We start from the raw sequence: 19,351 nt of genomic DNA, 5'->3' as shown, positions 1-19,351 counted from the left end.
CGCCGGCAGAGGGCGGGCGAACGGGAAACTAGGGTGAACGTCCATGACGAGTATGTGGAACGCACCGCTGCGGACCCGGTGGCGCGGGTCGAGACGCCGCGATATCGAGCAGGCGCGGTTTCTCACGCGTGCTTCCCTCGATTGGGTGCTCGCGAACAAGGCATACACGCCCTGGTACCTGGTGCGGTACTACCGGTTGGCCAAGTTCAAGTTGGCCAATCCGCACGTGATCCTCAAAGGCATGGTGTTTCTCGGCAAGAACGTCGAGATTCACTCCACCCCCGAACTCTCGCGCCTCGAGATCGGCCGCTGGGTCCACATCGGTGACGGCAACGCCATTCGCTGTCACGAGGGTTCGCTGCGGATCGGAGACAAGGTCGTCTTCGGCAAGGACAACGTGGTCAACACCTATCTCGATATCGAGATCGGCGCGTCGACTCTGGTTGCCGACTGGTGCTACATCTGCGATTTCGATCATCGGATGGACGATGTGAACATGCCCATCAAGGATCAGGGAATCGTGAAAGGGCCGGTGCGGATAGGGCCGGACACCTGGATTGCTGCCAAAGTGACCATCCTGCGCGAGACTCGGATCGGGCGTGGCTGTGTGCTCGGTGCCCATGCGGTGGTCAAGGGTGAGATCCCCGATTACAGCATCGCCGTCGGTGCCCCGGCCAAGGTCGTCCGCAACCGGAAGGACGCCTGGGAGGCCGGTGCCGCCGATCGCGCGAAATACATCGCCGCGCTCGAGGACATCGCCCGCAAGAAGGCACTGGGTCAGGCCGAGGCCGCGCGGGAGAGCTGAGCGGTCGACGGAGTTCCGGGCGGATCAGGTACGCCCAGGCAGGGCGCGCTCGGCGATGTGCGGACGCGCCAGCGGATGCCGAACCTTACGTTTGGCCCCCAGATAGACCTGCACCGTCGACTCGGCGACGTGTCTCCAGTCGAAGTCCACGGTGAGGCGTTGCCGAGCTGCAACCGCCCGCTCCTGCGCAGCGTCGGCATTGTCGAGGACTCGCCGCACCGCCGCCGCCAGGCCGGCGACATCGGCAGGCTCGAAGGACAGGCCGGTGACCCCGTCGACGATCGCTTCTCCCAAACCGCCTGCGGTGGAGGCGACCAGCGGCGTGCCGGCTGCCGCCGCCTCGAGCGCGATGATGCCGAAGGGCTCGTACCGGCTGGGAAGGACGATGGCGTCGGCACCGTGCAGCCAGCCGAGGAGTTCGGTGTGGTTCAGATTGCCGAGGAACGAGACCGCGCGGGCCACTCGATGGGTGCGCGCCAATCCCGCCAACCAGGCGTACTGGGTGCCCTCGCCGGCGATGTGCAAGGTGGTGCCCGGGTGACTCCGTCGGATACGCGGTAGTGCCGCGATGGCGTCCTGGATCCCCTTCTCGTACTCGAGTCGGCCGACGTAGAGCAACTTCGCAGGCTCCGATCGAGGCTCGCGCAGGCGAAAGCTCCACGCGGATCCGTCGATTCCGTTACGAATCACCGAGACCGCCGACTCGGAGATCTGGAACAGGGTGGTGACTTCGTCCTTCATCGAGGCCGAACAGGTGATGACCGCGTCGGAATCGTTGGCCAGCCACCACTCGATCGAGTGCACCTGGCGATTGACCGGACCGGAAATCCAACCACTGTGGCGTCCGGCCTCGGTGGCGTGGATGGTCGAGACCAGAGGTACGTCGAAGAACTCGGCAAGCGCGATGGCGGGGTGCGCGACCAGCCAGTCGTGAGCATGGACCACATCGGGCTGCCAGCCCTCACCCAGGCCCGGCTTGCTCAGCGCGACCCCGGCCCGCACCATGGCATGGCCCATCGCGAGGGTCCAGGCGAGCATGTCCTCACCGAAGACGAAGTGCGCCGGGTCCTCCGCGACGGCGACGACGAGTACCCCGTCGGCGATCTCGTGGGACGTCGGGTGACTGGCTGCGTCCGTGCCGGTGGGGCGGCGTGAGAGCACGACGACCTCGTGTCCGCAGCGGACCAGCTCGGTGGCCAGATGGTGAACGTGGCGACCGAGGCCGCCGACCACGACGGGTGGGTACTCCCACGACACCATCAGAATCTTCATGTCCCCCCTGCATTTTCTCGCTCGCTACCGTTGCTCGGACCGCGCAGTCGGCGCGCGTCCAACGCGGGAAACAGTCCGTCCGCACGGTTCCACTGCGTTGCCAGCTCGCTTGCCCGTGCACTCGCCCCGTGTGCGGCTGCACCCGCGATCTCGCGCAGCGCGTGCGCGTGAACGTGCGCGCGCTCCCGCGCGTAGCCGGCCGCGGAGTCCTTGCTGACCATGAACGCCCAGTCGCTGGCCACGGCCATCAGTGTCTCACGCAGTATCTGATCGTTGACCCGATTGCGCAGTTCCGGGCCATCGCTGCGCCGGTGCCCGCGGCGGGCGCGCTCGACCGCGTCGAGGGCGGTGCGAGTGACCTCGGAGTTCAACGCCACCAAGTCGGCGACGTCCTCGCCTGCCCACACCCGCCAGTCCTTGCCTGATCCCCAGGACGAGTCCGCCAGCTCGATCGGGGTTCCGACATAGCCTCGCGTGCGGGCATCGTTCAGCGTTCCGACGGTGATACCGGCGGCGGGAAGTGCCCGCATGAGCTTGTCGAGCCACTGCGGGCCCTCGTGCCACCAGTGTCCGAACAGCTCGGTGTCGAACGCCGCGACCACGAGCGCATCGCGTCCTATTCGCTCGGATTCCGAGACGAGCCTGCGACGAACGACGTCGACGAAATCTGCGACATGACGGTCGACCGTCGCGGAGGCGCGCGCGGGATCGTAGGGGGCTTTGTCGTTCGAGGCGACGGTGCGGCCGGTGACGCGGGAGGGTTTGAGGCCGGTGTCGTGATCGTAGGTGTGGAAGTCCCGGTAGGCGCCGTGGCCCGGGTACCCCGACTTCGGTGACCACACCCGATAGCTGACCGGTAGATCGCGACCGAACGCGAGCACATCCGAATTCCACACCGGCCTGCCGAGGGAGGTGTCACCGCGCAGTGCTGGGCCGTCGACCATGAAGTGCGAGACCCCTGCCGACGCGTATTCGGTTTCCATGCCGGGAGTGAAGGCACACTCCGGTGCCCAGATGCCCGACGGCGCTGTGCCCCATCGCGCCTGGGCGTCCCGTAGACCTTCTCGAAGCGAGAATTCGCGCAATCGGGGATCGAGCAGCGGCGCGAACGGGTGCGCCAGTGGCCCGCCCAACAGCTCGACCGTCCCGGCGTCGAGCAGCGCCCGAAGTGCCGCGGATCCGCCGTGTCGCCACCGTGACTCGAACCGCTCGATGGCCGCGGCGGAGCGTCGGTGTTCGCGAACGGACAGGCTGCGATCGGCTGCCTCGTGCGCGCGTAGCTGCCAGTTCCCGAGCCAGTGATGCATACCCGACAGGCAGTGCGGATCGTCGAGTTGGGCGGCCAGAACCGGAGTGACGCCCAGGGACAGGACATCGGTGTAGCCGTCGTCGGCCAGTCGTTCCAGTGTCGCGACGAGCGGGAGGTAGGAGTCGGCCCAGGACTGGTACAACCACTCCTCGCCGACCGGCCACCGCCCGTGGTTGGCCAACCACGGCAGGTGCGAGTGCAGCACCAGCGTGAACATGCCCGGCACGGTGGTACCGGATGTCACCCGATCACCGCGCTCGCGCTCTTGCGGGCGACGGCGACCAGGTCGAGGCTGGCGTCGATGCTGTCGGCGGTGATCTCGAAGTCCTCGATCGTGATCGCCGCGACGTCGTCGGCGAGCTCGGCAGGCCACGGCACACCGGCCAATGCCCGTTCGATCTGAGCGTCGATGAACGACCCGCCGTGCTTGTCGTCGAGAGCGGCGAGGGTGGCACCGTGCCGGACGCCGGTGAGTTCGTCTACCTCGAGCCTCGCGTCGACGAGTATCTCGGTGAGTTCACCGGCGTCGAGTTCGCGGGTGTGGAACGGGTTGAGCGGCGTATCGCGACCGGGCGAGAAGGTGATGCGATTGGGCGTGCTGATCAACAGCGTCCCGCCGGGCCGCAGAATCCGGTGGACTTCGGCCAGAAACGCGCCCTGATCCCACAGATGCTCGATCACCTGGAAGTTGACGACCACATCGACCGAGGAATCGACGAAAGGGAGGCGGTCGAGGTTGCCGCGCAGCATCGTCACCCTGGGGTACCGGGCGTGCACGTGCGCGGCGGCCGACGCGTCGTAGTCGAGGCCGATCACATGTGCGGCGACGTCGGCGATCATGTTGGCCCCGTAGCCTTCTCCCGATCCGGCCTCGAGCACCGTGCGGTCGCGGCAGCGCTCGACCAGAGCTCGGTAGACCACCTCGTGGCGACGGAACCAGTAGTTCTCCTCGGCGATGCCGGGCACTGTTCTCTCGCCGGTCAGGGGGAGTGTTTCCGGTACCGGTGGCCGAGCCGATGAATCGTTCACCGACGAAAGGCTAGTGGAGGCACAGAAGATGTAGGCCACCGTGGTCTCCATAACTCTCGGGGTGCAGATGTATGGTCGGACGGACGCGAGGGCAAGTTACCCATCAGTAACTACGGTGAGGTAACCTCGTCCGAGACCGTATTGAGGCACGAACCCTTAGAACACTCACGATCAGCAGAACATGACCAGGAGGTCGACGCAGACCCATGACGAACATCGTTGTTTTGATCAAGCAGGTTCCAGACACGTGGTCCGAGCGCAAGCTCACCGATGGTGACTACACCCTCGATCGCGAGGCTGCCGACGCCGTCCTCGACGAGATCAACGAGCGGGCCGTCGAAGAAGCACTGCTCATCAAGGAAGCTCAGGGAGGTGAGGTCAAGGTTCTGTCCGCAGGCCCCGATCGCGCCACCGATGCCATCCGCAAGGCCCTGTCCATGGGTGCGGACAGCGCAGTGCACCTCAACGACCCGAGCCTGCACGGCTCCGACGCGATCCAGACCGGATACGCCCTGGCTGCCGCGCTGGGCAACGTCGCATTCGAGAACGACGAGCCGGCCGATCTCATCATCGCCGGCAACGAGGCCACCGACGGTCGCACCGGTGCTGTTCCCGCCATCATCGCCGAATACCTGCAGATCCCTGCGCTGACCCAACTGCGCAAGCTCGCGGTGGCAGACGGCAAGGTCACCGGCGAGCGGGAGACCGACGAAGGCATCTTCGGCCTCGAAGCCGCATTGCCCGCCATCGTCAGCGTCACCGAGAAGATCAACGAGCCTCGCTTCCCGTCCTTCAAGGGAATCATGGCCGCCAAGAAGAAGACGGTGCAGACCATCACGCTGGCCGAGATCGGTGTCGAGGACGGCATCGTCGGAGTCGACAACGCCGGAACCACTGTCACCTCGTCCACCCCGAAGCCTCCCAAGACTGCCGGCGAGCGGCTCACCGACGAGGGCGACGGCGGCGACAAGATTGCCGCCTACCTGGTCGGCCAGAAGATCATCTGATCCCGCCCCACCGAGCTATCGAAGACCAACGAGGAGCAAGTCATGGCAGAAGTACTCGTGCTCGTGGAGCACGTCGAGGGAACACTGAAGAAGGTCAGCACCGAGCTGATCACCGCTGCTCGCGCCCTGGGTGAGCCGTCGGCAGTCGTCACCGGCCCGGTCGGCACCACCGACAAGGTCGCCGACGCACTGACCGAGGCCGGCGCCGAGAAGATCTACGCCGCCGAATCCGACGATGTCGACGGTTTTCTCGTCACCCCGAAGGTCGACGTGCTGTCGACGCTGGCCGAGTCGGTCTCGCCCGCGGCGATCATCACGGCAGCCACGATCGAAGGCAAAGAGGTTGCGGGCCGTCTGGCAGCGCGACTGGGCTCGGGCTACCACAACGACGTCGTCGCGCTCAATGGTGACGGTAGCGCCGTCTACTCCATCTTCGGCGGCGCGTTCACCGTCGAGGCGAAGGCCAACGGTGACGTACCGGTCATCTCGGTCCGCCCCGGAGCAGTCGAGGCCGAGCCCAAGGCCGGAGCGGGCACCCGCGAAACCGTCGAGGTCCCGGCTCAGGAAGACGGCACCGTCAAGATCACCTCGCGCGACCCGATCGTCGGTGGCGACCGTCCGGAACTCACCGAGGCAACGGTCGTCGTCTCCGGTGGTCGCGGTGTCGGCAGCGCCGACAAGTTCTCGGTCGTCGAAGAGCTCGCCGACTCTCTCGGTGCCGCAGTCGGTGCCTCGCGCGCCGCGGTGGACTCCGGCTACTACCCGGGCCAGTTCCAGGTGGGTCAGACGGGTAAGACCGTCTCGCCGCAGCTGTACGTCGCACTGGGAATTTCCGGTGCCATCCAGCACCGTGCGGGCATGCAGACCTCGAAGACGATCGTCGCAGTGAACAAGGACGAGGAAGCCCCCATCTTCGAGATCGCCGACTACGGCATCGTCGGCGACCTGTTCAACGTCGCACCGCAGCTGACCGAAGCAGTGAAGAAGCACAAGGGATAGTCCGTATCCACGCTTCCTGACGGGCCCTCACCGCGTGTGTGCGGTGGGGGCCCGTCTGCGTGGCCCACTGCAAATTCGTACTCGCAGTGCAACCTTGTTCACGAAAACTCTTCCGACACGTTCCCCCGGCGATGCCCGGTAGATGTCCGCGCTCGTTAGACACACCTCATGACCACTTCCGTCATGAGCTCGACCACCTCGATCGTCCCGGCCACCGACCGCTACTCGCTCGTGTTGTCCACCGATCCGGAACACCGACTCGCGGCGCAGCGTCTGCGCTACGACGTGTTCGCTTCCGAACCGGGATTCACTGTTCCCACCGATGCCGATGGCGTCGACGCAGATCGATTCGACGAATTCTGCGATCACCTTCTCGTCCGTGACCTGTGGACCGAGACGTTCGTCGGCTGCTATCGCATGTTGCCGCCGCCGGCCGCCGTGGCCGCGGGTGGCTATTACACCGCAACCGAGTTCGATATCTCCGCACTCGATCCCGTCGGCATGAACATCGTCGAAATGGGTAGAGCCGCAGTCCATCCCGAGCACCGTTCCGGGTCCGTTCTCGGTCTGATGTGGGCGGGAATTCTGCACTACCTCGACGTGACGGGGTACGAGTGGGTGATGGGATGTGTGTCGGTTCCGATGAGATCGGCACCGGACGAACCCCTCGGTGCCAACGTCCGCGGTGTCCGAGACCGCTTGTTGGACAGGCATGCAACGACACCCGACCGACGGGTCCGACCGTACGTTCCGGTCGTCGTCGACGGGGTCGAACTCCGCGACATCGCACCAGCGAAGAAGACCTCCATGCCTCCGCTGCTGAACGGTTACCTGCGACTCGGGGCGTCCATCTGCGGTGAGCCCGCACATGATCCGGAATTCGGTGTCGCCGATTTCGTCGCGCTGCTCGGGCTGCACGAGGCGAACACTCGATATCTCGACCGCTTGCGCGCGGCCGCAGCGACCTTCGAGTCGGGTGCCCGGTGACCGAATCGATGGTGCACACTCACGCGTGGATGCCGTCCTCTCCGTGCGGTGAAGGCTGTCTGCCGAAGAACCCACCGACGGTAAGACGGATCGTGCTCGTGCTGCGCGTTCTCCTGGCATTGGCGGCGTTCGGTCTGCTGCCGGTACTGGTCGTACTCGGCGTGCCCTTCCCTCGTGTGCGTCGGACGCTGACCCGGATCGGGGCCAGAACGCTGCTGTTCGCCATCGGAATCGACCTGACGGTGCTCGACGCACGGTCGGAGCGGGAACGATCGCGTACCGCAGGAGGTGCGCTGCATGTTGCCGGCCACATCTCCTGGACCGACGTCGTGGTGCTCACTGCGGTGCAACCCTCGACCTTCGTCGCGCGGGCCGACCTCGTCGACTGGCCGGTACTCGGTCGACTGGCACGAGCGATGAAAGTACTTCCGATCGATCGAGCCCGCCTGCGTGAGCTGCCCGGTGTCGTCGAGCAGGTGGCCGATCGCGTCCGGGCGGGTGGATCTGTCGTCGCCTTCCCCGAGGCCACCACCTGGTGTGGGCGGGCCTACGGTTCGTTGCGCCCGGCATTGATGCAGGCGGCCATCGATTCGGAGACCTGGGTACAGCCCATTCGGCTGCGCTACCTCGATCGAACCGGGGAGCAGACCGCGGCCACCTGCTTCGTCGGCGACGAGACGATCGGTGCCTCCATCGGCCGAATCTTCCGCCTGCGTGGAATGCGAGCCGAGGTGGAGTTCACGGCACCGGAAGCGCCAGGCAGCGATCGGTGTGACCTCGCCCGACGCTGTGAGGTGGCCATTCGACGCGACCACGTCCACGACCACGCGCTGCACGAGGTCATGGCCGAGGACCGACGACGCCCGGTGCCGCCGACGGTATCGGCGGCCTGAAGGAGGCAACGCATGCTGTGAGCGCGGACCCATCTCGCGCAGGTAGGTCCGCACTCACAGCACCGGGTATCGTCTAGCCTGTTATGCCTTCTGTGCGCAGTGCGACTGCTTCCACCCCACCGGTGTACCTCGATCACGCGGCGACAACTCCGATGTTGCCGTGCGCGATCGAGGCGATGACCTCTGTGTTCGCCACCGTCGGAAATGCGTCCTCGCTGCACACCTCCGGCCGCTCCGCACGGCGTCGGGTGGAAGAATCCCGCGAATCGATTGCCGAAGATCTCGGTGCTCGTCCGTCCGAGGTGATCTTCACCTCGGGCGGCACCGAAAGTGACAACCTCGCCGTCAAGGGCATCTTCGCGGCTCGTCGAGATGCCGACGCGGCCCTGACCCGGATCATTGCCAGCTCCGTGGAACATCATGCGGTGCTCGATGCCGTCGAATGGCTCGTCGCGCACGAGGGTGCCAGTGTCACCTGGCTTCCGGTCGACACCGACGGTCGGGTGAGACCGGAGGTGCTGCGTGCAGAACTTGCACTGCATGCGGACGAGACTGCGCTGGTCACCGTCATGTGGGCCAACAACGAGATCGGCACGGTGATGCCGATCGCCGAACTGGCAGCCATCGCAGCCGAGTACGGCGTCCCGATGCACAGTGACGCGATCCAGGCCGTTGCGCATCTGCCCGTGGATTTCGCGGCCAGCGGCCTGTCCGCGTTGAGTATCGCTGCCCACAAGTTCGGTGGTCCGCAAGGCGTCGGCGCTCTGCTGCTGGGTCGACAGGTTCCGTGCGTTCCGTTGTTTCACGGCGGCGGACACGAGCGGGACGTGCGCTCGGGAACTCCGGACACGGCAGGCGTCGTCGCGATGGCGGCTGCGCTGCGGTTCACCGTCGAGAACGCCTCCGAGCACCACGCCGAGCTGAGTGCACTGCGCGATCGATTGATCGCCGGGGTCAGGGATTGCGTTCCCGACGCCATTCTCAACGGGCCGGAAGGTGACGATCGGCTGGCGGGCAACGTACACTTCACTTTCCCTGGCTGCGAGGGCGATTCGTTGCTGATGCTGCTCGACGCGGCGGGCATCGAGTGTTCGACGGGGTCGGCATGCACTGCCGGTGTCGCCAGTGCCAGCCATGTACTGATCGCTCTCGGCTGCGATCCCGGCGTTGCCCGTGGATCGCTGCGGTTCTCTTTGGGAGCCGGCTCGTCCGATTCGGACGTCACCACTGTGCTTGCGGCCCTGCCGCAGGTCGTCGAACGTGCTCGCGCCGCCGGATTGGCCGGCGTCGGAGCTCGAGGAGGAAATCGCTGATGCGTGTTCTGGCTGCTATGAGCGGGGGCGTCGATTCGGCTGTGGCCGCAGCCCGAGCGGTGGACGAGGGCCACGATGTCGTCGGCGTGCACCTCGCGCTGTCCACTGCTCCCGGTGCACTGCGCACCGGTTCGCGCGGTTGCTGCTCCAAGGAGGACGCCGGTGACGCTCGGCGGGCCGCCGATGTGCTCGGTATTCCTTTCTACGTCTGGGATTTCGCCGACCGTTTCAAAGAAGACGTGATCGACGACTTCGTCGCGTCCTACGCAGCGGGGGAGACGCCGAATCCCTGTTTGCGTTGCAACGAGAAGATCAAGTTCTCGGCGTTGGCAGACCGTGCTCTCGCTCTGGGCTTCGACGCCGTGGCCACCGGCCACTACGCTCAGTTGCACGACGGTGTGCTGCGCCGAGCGGTGGACGCGGACAAGGACCAGTCCTATGTGTTGGCCGTGCTGAACAAGGCGCAGCTCTCCCGCGCGATGTTTCCCATCGGCGATACGCCGAAGTCCGAGATCCGGTTCGAGGCTGCCGAGCGTGGGTTGGCGGTGGCCGACAAGCCGGACAGTCACGATATCTGCTTCATTCCCTCCGGGGACACACGCGCTTTCCTCGGTGCTCACATCGGGGTGCGGCCGGGCAAGGTCGTCGACTCCGATACCGGGGCCGAACTGGCCGACCACGACGGAGTGCACGGTTTCACCATCGGACAACGCAAGGGGCTCGGTGTCGAGGGGCCTGCGGCGGACGGCCGTCCGCGCTACGTGACCTCCATCGAACCCGACAGCGGTACCGTCATGGTCGGGTCAGCGCAGAAGCTCGATGTCTGGGCGATCAGCGGCGATCGCGCGATCTGGACCGACGGAACCGCCCCGACCGGGCCTGTCGAGTGTGTCGTTCAGGTACGCGCGCACGGTGGGCTGAGCGAGGCCGTCGCCGAGGCGGTGGGCGAGGGAATGGACATCCAGCTTCGGGCTCCGCTGACCGGTGTCGCCAAGGGGCAGGCAGCGGTGTTGTACCGCAAGGACATTCACGGAGACATCGTCATCGGTAGCTCGACCATCTCGGGCACTCGATCCGAGCGCGAGTGAGCTCGAGAGATTTTGCGGGTCTCGCGACCGGAATCGGCTCGTGGCCGGGCACCGATATCGCGGAGGCCGCAGCGATCGTCGTCGGCGAGTTCACCGATCTTGCACACCTCGTAGAACTCCCGGCCCGCGGCCTGGGTGCGGACATGATCGGGCGCACCGGGGCCATCATGGTCGACTTCGAACTCGACGTACGCACCTCCGGCTATCGCGTCGTCCCACGTCCGATGCTCGCCGGTCGCCGGGCGACAGATTTTCTGACCGAGGACCTCGATGTGTTCGAGGAAATCTGGGAGGTGTCGGGGCTTCGCGGCAGCGGACGCACCATCAAGGTCCAGGCCGCCGGTCCGTTCACGATGGCAGCCCAGGTCGAACTTCGGCACGGGCATCGGGCTCTGACCGATCGAGGGGCGCTGCGGCATATCGCAGAATCTCTCGGCGAAGGAGTGCGCCTGCATTGCGCGGAGGTGACGCGTCGGCTGGGAGCCGAGGTTGTCGTTCAACTCGACGAACCCAGTCTCGCAGCGGTTCTGGCGGGCAGCTTGTCCGGCATCACCGGACTCGACTCGGTGCGCGCAGTCCCCGAACCCGACGTGCTCGAGCTACTCGATCTCGTGATCGAGACGATCGATCTGCCCGTTGCGGTGCACTGCTGTGACGGAGGTGCTCCCGTGGATCTGTTGCGCCGATCGAGGGCCGCGGCCGTCTCCGTGGACGCGACTGCGCTGCGCCGCACCGATTTCGACGGAATCGGTGAACTGCTGCAAGGGGGAAAGACCCTGATGCTGGGGTTGATTCCATCGGAAGCTCCCGTCCCGACACCTCATTGGCGCGAACTCGCGCAACCCGGTGTGACGTTGATCGACCGTCTCGGTTTCGATCGCTCCGTTCTCGCCGCACAGATCTCGGTGACGCCCGTGTGTGGGCTCGCGGGCAGTACACCGGAATGGGCCCGCAGCGCGGTGGGACTCGCGCGAGATATCGCCGACGCATTCGCCGATGCACCTGATTCGTTGTGAGGGCTAGTCTGCGATCGACGGCAGTCCTGCGGATTCGGCATCGCCTATGCCCTTTGTGTTCGGACCTGCGAGCGGATGTGACACTATTCACAAGGCCGTTGGGGGTCAGTTGAATCAGTGGGAGTTCGGAAAATGGCATCAGGTGGTCGCGACTTCGATGAGGTTGCCTCCCTCCGGCGTACAGGCCGACACCGTCGAGGCGTCGTGGCGAAACTCGCGGCATCGACGTCCGACTGGTATCACGCACCACACGATTTCGACTGGATAATCAACCACCGGTCCACCCGCCCACTGACCGGGATCATCCGGGTCGTGTTCGGCACGGCCGTGTTGATGTACGCCCTCACGTCGATTCTGATGCTGTCCAGCGACCTCGGTCCCAGCGGTACTTTCGAAGTCGGCTGGGTGGTCTTCGTGCTGTTCACCCAAGCACTCGTTGCCGCACGATGCGTTCTCGGTCCGATTCCGGGCAAGAAATTCTTCATCGGATTTCTGGCGTTCGGCGACATTCTGACGACCTCGGTACTGGTGCTGTACGAGCCCATCGCGTCACTGATCGGAACCGTGTTGTTCGCCGTCACCGGCGCGTTCTGTACGTATTTCCTGAGCCCGCGTCTGCTGGTGGCCCATCTGGTGTGGACAGCGACGTTCATCATCGGTTTCGGCATTCGGGTGCTCGTGTCGGTGTTGGACGGAGACGTGGGATACATAGACGCGCCGTCGGTGGTGACGGCGACCGTGGTCCTGCTTCTGGCGACGGTGGGTGTGCCGGTGTTCGCCCAGGTGGCATGGACGACTCTGTCCAACGACGCCAAACGGTCGGTCCTCGACCCGTTGACCGGGGTGTTCAATCGGCGCGGTATCGACAGCGAACTGCTCGATCTGTGGCGGCATGCGCGTAAGGAAGGCAAGTCGATGGCGTTCGTCGTCGTCGACATCGACAAGTTCAAAGCTGTCAACGACAACTTCGGCCACAGTCGCGGCGACGAGGTGATCATTCGAGTGGCCGATCGGTTGCGGCGTCTCGTTCGACAGGAGGGCGGAGCGCTTGCCCGAACCGGCGGCGAGGAGTTTCTGGTGGCCTTGGTCGGCGATGCGCGGCGAATGGTCGACCTCGGCTTGGAGATGGTGCAGGCCCTGTGCGATCAACGAGACGACATTCCCGTCACCGTCAGTGTCGGAATGGCACTGCTGCGCGAGGACTCCGCGTTGTGGGACGTCGGGACCTCGGTGGTGGGACGCGCGGTGCGCACCGCGGACACAGCGATGTACCGGTCGAAGCAATCCGGTGGCAATCGCCTGATCGTCGACGAGATCTGACCGTTCGCACGCACCGACCCTCGGTGCGCCGACGTCGCTCGTCGAGTGCTCTGAGATGATCGACGGATGTACCGGCTGTCGGATGCTCAGAGACGTGGACTGCCCGCAGGAGTGCTGCTCTCGGTGATGGCGTCCGTGCTCGGCGGCATCTATGCCGATTCGTTCGTCACCGGGTTCGCTCTGACCGCGGGCGTCTGTGCGGTTGCCCTGATCTCCGCCACCTTGCTGCTGGGACTGATGGGCCGATAGAACGGCCGTGTCGTGTCCGTCCCCGAGTGGTGTCGGTGGGTTCCGTTAATCTTCCAGACGTGCCTGAGTCGACCGAACTGCCTGTAGGAGCCGAGGACACCGCTGTGGATGCCGGTGTCGAACTCGACGCAGCGTCGTCCGCCGATCGCGAGCGATGGCAGACCTTGGCCGAGGAAGTACGCGGTCACCAGTTCCGGTACTACGTGCGCGACGCGCCGATCGTGTCCGACGGCGAATTCGACGCGCTGTTGCGTGAGCTGACCGAACTGGAGGAAGCACACCCGGAACTGCGCACCGCGGATTCCCCGACCCAACTGGTCGGAGGTGGCTTCGCGACGGAATTCACTGCCGTGGACCATCTGGAACGAATGCTCAGCTTGGACAACGTGTTCGATCATGACGAGCTTCGTGCCTGGGCCAAGCGAGTCGAGACCGAGGCAGGGCCCGAACTCGAGTATCTGTGCGAGGTCAAGATCGACGGCGTCGCCTTGAACCTGGTGTACGAGAACGGCGCGCTGGTACGCGGTGCCACCCGCGGCGACGGGCGCACCGGGGAGGACGTGACACTCAACGCGCGCACCATCGACGACATCCCGGACACCCTCACCGGAACCGAGCAGTACCCCGTGCCGGAACTACTCGAGGTGCGCGGTGAGGTCTTCTTCCGCCTCGACGATTTCCGAGCCCTCAACGCCGCTCTCGTAGAAGAAGGGAAACCCCCGTTCGCCAACCCGAGAAACTCGGCTGCGGGTTCGCTGCGACAGAAGAATCCCGCCGTCACCTCCAGGCGTCGCCTCGGCATGATCTGCCACGGACTCGGGCGCATGGTGGGTTTCACCCCCGAATCGCAGTGGCACGCGTACGAGGCGCTCCGCGCCTGGGGGCTGCCGATCTCGACTCACACCACTCGGGTGCGTGGCATAGAGGCGGTCGTCGAGAAGGTCGTCTACTGGGACCAGCACCGGCACGACGTCGAACACGAGATCGACGGCCTCGTGGTCAAGATCGACGACATGTCGCTGCATCGGCGGCTGGGAACGACGTCTCGGGCCCCGCGGTGGGCAATTGCGTACAAGTATCCACCCGAGGAAGTCACCACCACGCTGCTCGATATTCGTGTCAGCGTCGGGAGGACGGGCAGAGTCACTCCGTTCGCGTACATGACGCCTGTCCTGGTGGCCGGCTCCACGGTCTCGTTGGCGACGTTGCACAACGCCTCCGAGGTCAAACGCAAAGGTGTGTTGATCGGCGACACGGTGACCATTCGCAAAGCGGGTGAGGTCATTCCGGAGGTTCTCGGGCCGGTGGTCGACGCCAGGACCGGTACGGAGACCGAGTTCGTCATGCCCTCCGAATGCCCGGAATGCTCGACCCCGCTGGCTCCGGCGAAGGAGGGCGACGCCGACCTGCGCTGCCCCAATTCACAGTTCTGTCCGGCCCAGCGGCGCGAGCGTGTGTTCTTCGTCGCCGAGCGGCAGCGATTCGACATCGAAGGCCTCGGATACGAGGCCGCCACCGACTTGTTGGCCACCGGAGCCATCGAGGACGAGGGCGACTTGTTCTCGTTGACCGACGCCGATCTGATGAAGACGGCGATCTTCCGCACCAAATCCGGAACGCTGTCCGCCACGGGACGAAAGTTGCTCGACAATCTGGCTGTCGCGAAGAACCAGCCACTGTGGCGCGTGCTGGTCAGCCTTTCCATCCGGCATGTCGGCCCGTCGGCAGCGCGCGCGCTCGCCGGAGAATTCGGCAGTCTCGAACGCATCGAGGCCGCGTCGGTGGAGGAGTTGTCGGCGGTCGACGGGGTGGGCGGCACCATTGCGGCCGCTGTGTCGGAATGGTTCGACGTCGAGTGGCATCGAACCATCGTCGACAAATGGCGGGCCGCCGGCGTGCGCATGGAGGACGAGCGCGATGCGTCGATCGAGCGCAACCTCGAGGGACTCTCGATTGTGGTGACCGGGTCCCTGGCGACCTACTCACGCGACGAGGCCAAGGAAGCGATCCTGCTGCGAGGCGGCAAGGCCGCGGGGTCGGTGTCGAAGAAGACGGCATTCGTCGTCGTCGGAGAGTCACCGGGTTCCAAGCACGACAAGGCGATCGAGCTGGGGGTCCCGGTGCTGGACGAAGCAGGATTCACGCTGCTGCTGACGGAGGGCCCAGGGGCCGTGGGTCCCGCGGACTCGACCTCCGAACCCGAGGACTGACAGGCTCGGAGTTCCGGCGCGCGATCTGTTCGGGCGCGGGTCAGTTCAGAACGGTGGCCACGATGCCTGCGAGATATCCGAGGCGGGCCACCTCGGAGGGCCGAAACTCCGGGCCACCGGGACGTCCGAGCATGAGGACAGTGCCGGTAGTGCCCAGGGGAGCGGCCGCGATCCTGGTGTCCATATCGCGCCACACCTGCGGAACCCACTCGGCCTCGGAGTCCAGGGCGGCCGGGGCGGTCAGCGGGAACCACGGCAGCTCGGTGGCATGGGTCTCGGGCGCTCCGGGGCTGCCGACCAGGCGGAACGGGCCGTGAGCATTGGTGGCGATCACTGTGCTCCACCCCACCCGTAGGACGCGAGGGGCGCCGTCGACGAGTACCTGCAATCGGTCGTCGGACGCGGCCGCGACGCGATCTATCAGTTCCAGTTCTCGGTGCGTGTCGAGGACACCGGTGTACGGCCGAATCGAATCGACCCGTACGTCGTCGAGGTGCTCGGCGGCGGTGATGAGCGTATCGGGTAGCGATCCCGGTGCGACATCGACGACCAGATCGTCGACCGCGTATCCGTCGCCGCGTTCGATCACGTCGAGGGAGAGAATGTCCGCTCCTACGGAACCGAGCGCGACGGCCAAGGACCCGAGGCTGCCCGGTCTATCCGGCAGTTGAACACGGAGCAGGTAGGACATGTCACGCTCCCTTTCGGATTCTGGCTACTTCGGCCACTCGATGTCATCGGTTGTGATTCACGAGTGGAAAGGGAACACAGTGCACCCCGGCGCGAGCAATCCTTGCATCTTCGACCTGTGCGGATCGACGCGCAACGCGGGCAGTGACAATTCTGACACCGAAGCACCCGAGAGGCGTGCGTGAAGGCTGCGTAACGTTTCGCACTAGGCTGGACTGCGTTTGCGGACCCGTTCGGTCCGCACGAAAAACGGGGTCGCGTCTGCCGGCCCCACTCGAACTGTGTGAAAGGGGTCTACGCGGTGCCTGACATCTCCCGCGACGAGGTCGCTCACCTCGCCCGGCTGTCGCGCTTGGCTCTCAGCGACGCCGAACTCGACGAGTTCGCCGGCCAGCTGGATTCGATTCTTCACCACGTCAAAGCCGTGGCGGAGGTGGCGACGGACGATGTTCCGCCGACAGCCAACCCCAGTGCCATCGTCAATGTGACGCGTCCCGACGTGATCGTTCCCGGACTCACTCCGGAGCAGTCGCTGTCCGAAGCGCCCAACGCGGAGGAGGGCCGTTTCGCGGTGCCGCAGATCCTGGGAGAGAGCGAATGACCGACGTGACCAGGCTCGATGCCTCCGAGCTCGCCGCACGTATCCACGGCCGTGAGCTCAGCGCCGTCGAGGTGACCCAGGCGCACCTGGACCGCATCTCCGAGGTCGATGGTGACCTCCACGCATTCCTGCACGTCGCGGGTGCGGAGGCTCTCGCTGCGGCGTCGGATGTCGATGCAGGCCTGGCCGCCGGCCATGCCCCCGCGTCGGCTCTGGCAGGCGTCCCGTTGGCGCTCAAGGACGTGTTCACCACCACCGACATGCCGACGACGGCCGGCTCGAAGATTCTCGACGGATGGATGTCGCCCTACGACGCCACGCTGACCACCAAGTTGCGTGCAGCGGGCATTCCGGTGTTGGGCAAAACCAACATGGACGAGTTCGCGATGGGTTCGTCCACCGAGAACTCGGCGTACGGACCGACCAAGAATCCGTGGGACACCACGCGCATTCCCGGTGGTTCCGGCGGTGGCAGCGCTGCGGCCCTCGCGTCGTACCAGGCACCGATCGCCATCGGCACCGACACCGGTGGATCGATTCGTCAGCCCGCGGCGCTGACCGGAACCGTGGGCACCAAGCCGACGTACGGCAGCGTCTCGCGCTACGGCCTGATCGCCTGCGCGTCCTCACTCGATCAGGGCGGTCCCTGTGGTCGCACGGTGCTCGACACCGCGTTGCTGCACGAGGTCATCGCCGGATACGACCCGCGAGACTCCACATCGGTGGACGCAGCAGTTCGACCGGTTGTCGCGGCAGCACGAGAAGGAGCACGGGCAGACCTGTCCGGCGTTCGTGTCGGAGTGGTCGAGGAATTGCACTCCGACCAGTATCAGCCCGGGGTGATCTCGTCCTTCGATGCCGCGGTGGCCACACTCACCGAACTCGGTGCCGAGGTCGTGCAGGTCTCGTGCCCCAATTTCGTGCATGCGTTGGCCGCGTACTACTTGATTCTGCCGTCCGAGGTGTCGTCCAACCTGGCTCGGTTCGACGGGATGCGGTACGGCTTGCGCGCCGGTGACGATGGCAGTCACAGCGCCGAGCAGGTCATGGCGATCACGCGTGCGCAGGGGTTCGGCCCGGAAGTCAAGCGTCGCATCATGATCGGGACGTACGCCCTCTCGGCCGGGTACTACGACGCCTACTACGGTTCGGCGCTGAAGGTTCGTACGCTGATTGCACGCGATTTCGATGCCGCATACGAGAAGGTCGACGTGCTGGTGTCACCGACGACTCCGACGACGGCATTTCCGTTGGGGGACAAGGTGGACGACCCGATGGCGATGTATCTCAACGACCTGTGCACGCTGCCGACGAACCTCGCAGGTCACTGCGCGATGTCGGTGCCCTCGGGTCTTGCGTCCGAGGACGGTCTGCCCGTGGGATTGCAGATCATGGCCCCCGCGTTCGCAGACGAGCGGCTCTACCGGATCGGTGCAGCCTACGAGGCCGCTCGCGGCGACCTGAGGTAGTTCGAGGTGCTGCATCGGTGGGCTGTGGATCTGGCTCATCAGCCGCTGCTGTCCGGAGCAGTGCCGACGGTCGCCCTGGCGTCGGCGGCACTTCTGTGTGCCGCTGTGGTCGGCGTACTCGTCGTGCGCGTTCGGCACCGCCGCGCCGTGGGGGCCGTGCTCGGCTCCCTCGGCGCACTCGGGCTTGTCGCCTCGGTCTTGGTGGCGGCAACGGTGCTGACCAATCTGACGGTGACTCGATACCCGACGGTCGCGCTGGCGTTGGGACACAGCCCGGTGGTCCCGGCCGAGGGACACGGCCGGTTGGTCGATCGCGAGATACCCGGAACGATCTCGCACTTCGCCGCGCGGCCGGCCACGATCTATCTACCGGCGTCGTACGACGCCGGAGCAGAGAATCTGCCCGTGCTGGTACTGCTCACCGGTCAACCCGGCCACGTCGTCGACTGGATCGAAGGCGGCCGTGTCGTGCAGACGATGGACGCCTTCGCCGCACGACACGACGGTGCCGCCCCGATCGTCGTCGTTGCGGACGGGCTGGGTGACACCGAGGCGAACCCGATGTGCATGGATTCCGATCTAGGGAATGCGGCGACGTACCTCTCGGTCGATGTGCCGAACTGGATTCGGTCGAACTTCAGGGTGTCCTCCGATCCGCGGGCGTGGGCTGTCGGCGGGTATTCCTACGGTGGAACCTGCGCACTGCAACTGGCATTGGCGGAGCCGTCGGTGTACCCGACCTTTCTCGACATCTCCGGTGAGGACGAGCAACGGCGTGGGACGAGAAGCGAATCCGTCGCTGCGGCATTCGGCATCGACGACCCCGAGACCGAGGCGCGTTTCGAGCGAACCACTCCGCTGTACATGCTGTCGCACAGGAGTTTTCCGGACTCGGCCGGTGCCTTCGTCGCCGGTTCGGACGACGAAGAGTTCCGGCCCCAGACCGAGCGGGCCTACGAGGCCGCGGCTGCAGCCGGACTGGATGTGCACTACAGCGAGCTACCCGGTGGACACTCGATGCAGGTGTGGGCTCCGGCATTGGCGCAGGAGATGGAGTGGCTCGGCCAACGCTGGGGGTTGGTCGGCTGACCGAG

18 protein-coding genes are annotated in these 19,351 nt (G+C 65.6%); 14 read left to right on the top strand and 4 right to left on the bottom strand.

The window, feature by feature from the left end:
• Nucleotides 1–43: 43 nt before the first annotated feature.
• Nucleotides 44–805 (top strand): acyltransferase, encoded by a 762-nt coding sequence (locus tag ACOQFP_RS15895; RefSeq protein WP_421584846.1) that lies wholly within the window; start codon nucleotides 44–46, stop codon nucleotides 803–805.
• A 24-nt stretch (nucleotides 806–829) separates the two neighbouring features.
• Here ACOQFP_RS15895 and ACOQFP_RS15890 read toward each other — a convergent pair whose 3' ends face one another.
• From ACOQFP_RS15890 to ACOQFP_RS15880, 3 genes are read right to left on the bottom strand one after another with little or no spacing between them, the layout of a single operon-like run.
• Nucleotides 830–2,077, bottom strand: coding sequence for a glycosyltransferase family 4 protein (locus ACOQFP_RS15890; RefSeq protein ID WP_421584845.1), 1,248 nt, complete (start codon nucleotides 2,075–2,077; stop codon nucleotides 830–832).
• Nucleotides 2,074–3,603, bottom strand: a complete 1,530-nt coding sequence (locus ACOQFP_RS15885) for a 1,4-alpha-glucan branching protein domain-containing protein (RefSeq protein ID WP_421584870.1) — start codon at nucleotides 3,601–3,603, stop codon at nucleotides 2,074–2,076. The genes ACOQFP_RS15890 and ACOQFP_RS15885 overlap by 4 nt, the downstream gene beginning before the upstream one ends.
• Before the next feature lie 23 nt (nucleotides 3,604–3,626).
• The gene (locus ACOQFP_RS15880; RefSeq protein WP_341244863.1) at nucleotides 3,627–4,466 is read right to left on the bottom strand and encodes a class I SAM-dependent methyltransferase; all 840 of its coding nucleotides are present in this window, start codon (nucleotides 4,464–4,466) and stop codon (nucleotides 3,627–3,629) included.
• A gap of 155 nt (nucleotides 4,467–4,621) precedes the next feature.
• Here ACOQFP_RS15880 and ACOQFP_RS15875 point away from each other — a divergent pair, with 155 nt between their 5' ends.
• From ACOQFP_RS15875 to ligA, 10 genes are all read left to right on the top strand, one after another.
• Entirely contained in the window at nucleotides 4,622–5,422 is an 801-nt protein-coding gene (locus ACOQFP_RS15875) for an electron transfer flavoprotein subunit beta/FixA family protein (RefSeq protein WP_206489999.1), read from the top strand.
• A 42-nt stretch (nucleotides 5,423–5,464) separates the two neighbouring features.
• A complete protein-coding gene (locus ACOQFP_RS15870) occupies nucleotides 5,465–6,421 on the top strand; it encodes an electron transfer flavoprotein subunit alpha/FixB family protein (protein ID WP_206490000.1) in 957 nt (318 codons plus the stop codon).
• 168 nt (nucleotides 6,422–6,589) lie between these two features.
• Entirely contained in the window at nucleotides 6,590–7,408 is an 819-nt protein-coding gene (locus ACOQFP_RS15865) for a GNAT family N-acetyltransferase (RefSeq protein ID WP_206490001.1), read from the top strand.
• Nucleotides 7,409–7,506: 98 nt separating this feature from the next.
• Entirely contained in the window at nucleotides 7,507–8,301 is a 795-nt protein-coding gene (locus ACOQFP_RS15860; protein ID WP_421584844.1) for a lysophospholipid acyltransferase family protein, read from the top strand.
• 83 nt (nucleotides 8,302–8,384) lie between these two features.
• A complete protein-coding gene (locus ACOQFP_RS15855) occupies nucleotides 8,385–9,614 on the top strand; it encodes a cysteine desulfurase family protein (RefSeq protein ID WP_421584843.1) in 1,230 nt (409 codons plus the stop codon).
• A complete protein-coding gene (gene mnmA, locus ACOQFP_RS15850) occupies nucleotides 9,614–10,702 on the top strand; it encodes a tRNA 2-thiouridine(34) synthase MnmA (RefSeq protein ID WP_421584842.1) in 1,089 nt (362 codons plus the stop codon). The genes ACOQFP_RS15855 and mnmA overlap by 1 nt, the downstream gene beginning before the upstream one ends.
• On the top strand, nucleotides 10,699–11,718 hold the full coding sequence (locus ACOQFP_RS15845; protein ID WP_421584841.1) for a methionine synthase: 1,020 nt from the start codon (nucleotides 10,699–10,701) through the stop codon (nucleotides 11,716–11,718). Before mnmA ends, ACOQFP_RS15845 begins: the two co-directional genes overlap by 4 nt.
• 204 nt (nucleotides 11,719–11,922) lie before the next feature.
• Nucleotides 11,923–13,038 (top strand): GGDEF domain-containing protein, encoded by a 1,116-nt coding sequence (locus ACOQFP_RS15840; RefSeq protein ID WP_206490005.1) that lies wholly within the window; start codon nucleotides 11,923–11,925, stop codon nucleotides 13,036–13,038.
• 66 nt (nucleotides 13,039–13,104) lie between these two features.
• Nucleotides 13,105–13,287: a hypothetical protein gene (locus ACOQFP_RS15835; RefSeq protein WP_206490006.1), complete on the top strand. Its 183-nt coding sequence runs from the start codon at nucleotides 13,105–13,107 to the stop codon at nucleotides 13,285–13,287.
• 104 nt (nucleotides 13,288–13,391) lie between these two features.
• Nucleotides 13,392–15,497: an NAD-dependent DNA ligase LigA gene (gene ligA / locus ACOQFP_RS15830; protein WP_206490025.1), complete on the top strand. Its 2,106-nt coding sequence runs from the start codon at nucleotides 13,392–13,394 to the stop codon at nucleotides 15,495–15,497.
• A 40-nt stretch (nucleotides 15,498–15,537) separates the two neighbouring features.
• Here the strand turns inward: ligA and ACOQFP_RS15825 are convergent, their stop codons facing one another.
• Nucleotides 15,538–16,188: an amino acid-binding protein gene (locus ACOQFP_RS15825; protein ID WP_421584840.1), complete on the bottom strand. Its 651-nt coding sequence runs from the start codon at nucleotides 16,186–16,188 to the stop codon at nucleotides 15,538–15,540.
• 300 nt (nucleotides 16,189–16,488) lie between these two features.
• Here ACOQFP_RS15825 and gatC point away from each other — a divergent pair, with 300 nt between their 5' ends.
• The 3 genes from gatC to ACOQFP_RS15810 are packed head-to-tail and all read left to right on the top strand — an operon-like array spanning nucleotide 16,489 to nucleotide 19,346.
• Nucleotides 16,489–16,788, top strand: coding sequence for an Asp-tRNA(Asn)/Glu-tRNA(Gln) amidotransferase subunit GatC (gatC, locus tag ACOQFP_RS15820; RefSeq protein ID WP_206490008.1), 300 nt, complete (start codon nucleotides 16,489–16,491; stop codon nucleotides 16,786–16,788).
• Nucleotides 16,785–18,257, top strand: a complete 1,473-nt coding sequence (gatA, locus tag ACOQFP_RS15815; protein ID WP_421584839.1) for an Asp-tRNA(Asn)/Glu-tRNA(Gln) amidotransferase subunit GatA — start codon at nucleotides 16,785–16,787, stop codon at nucleotides 18,255–18,257. The genes gatC and gatA overlap by 4 nt, the downstream gene beginning before the upstream one ends.
• A 6-nt stretch (nucleotides 18,258–18,263) precedes the next feature.
• Nucleotides 18,264–19,346, top strand: coding sequence for an alpha/beta hydrolase (locus ACOQFP_RS15810; protein ID WP_421584838.1), 1,083 nt, complete (start codon nucleotides 18,264–18,266; stop codon nucleotides 19,344–19,346).
• Nucleotides 19,347–19,351 lie beyond the last annotated feature (5 nt).

The organism is Rhodococcus sp. MALMAid1271 (genome assembly GCF_049195265.1).
In the GTDB taxonomy this organism is placed as follows: domain Bacteria; phylum Actinomycetota; class Actinomycetes; order Mycobacteriales; family Mycobacteriaceae; genus Rhodococcoides.
Note: the sequence above shows the minus strand (reverse complement) of the source record. Positions and strands in the feature narration are given on the sequence as shown.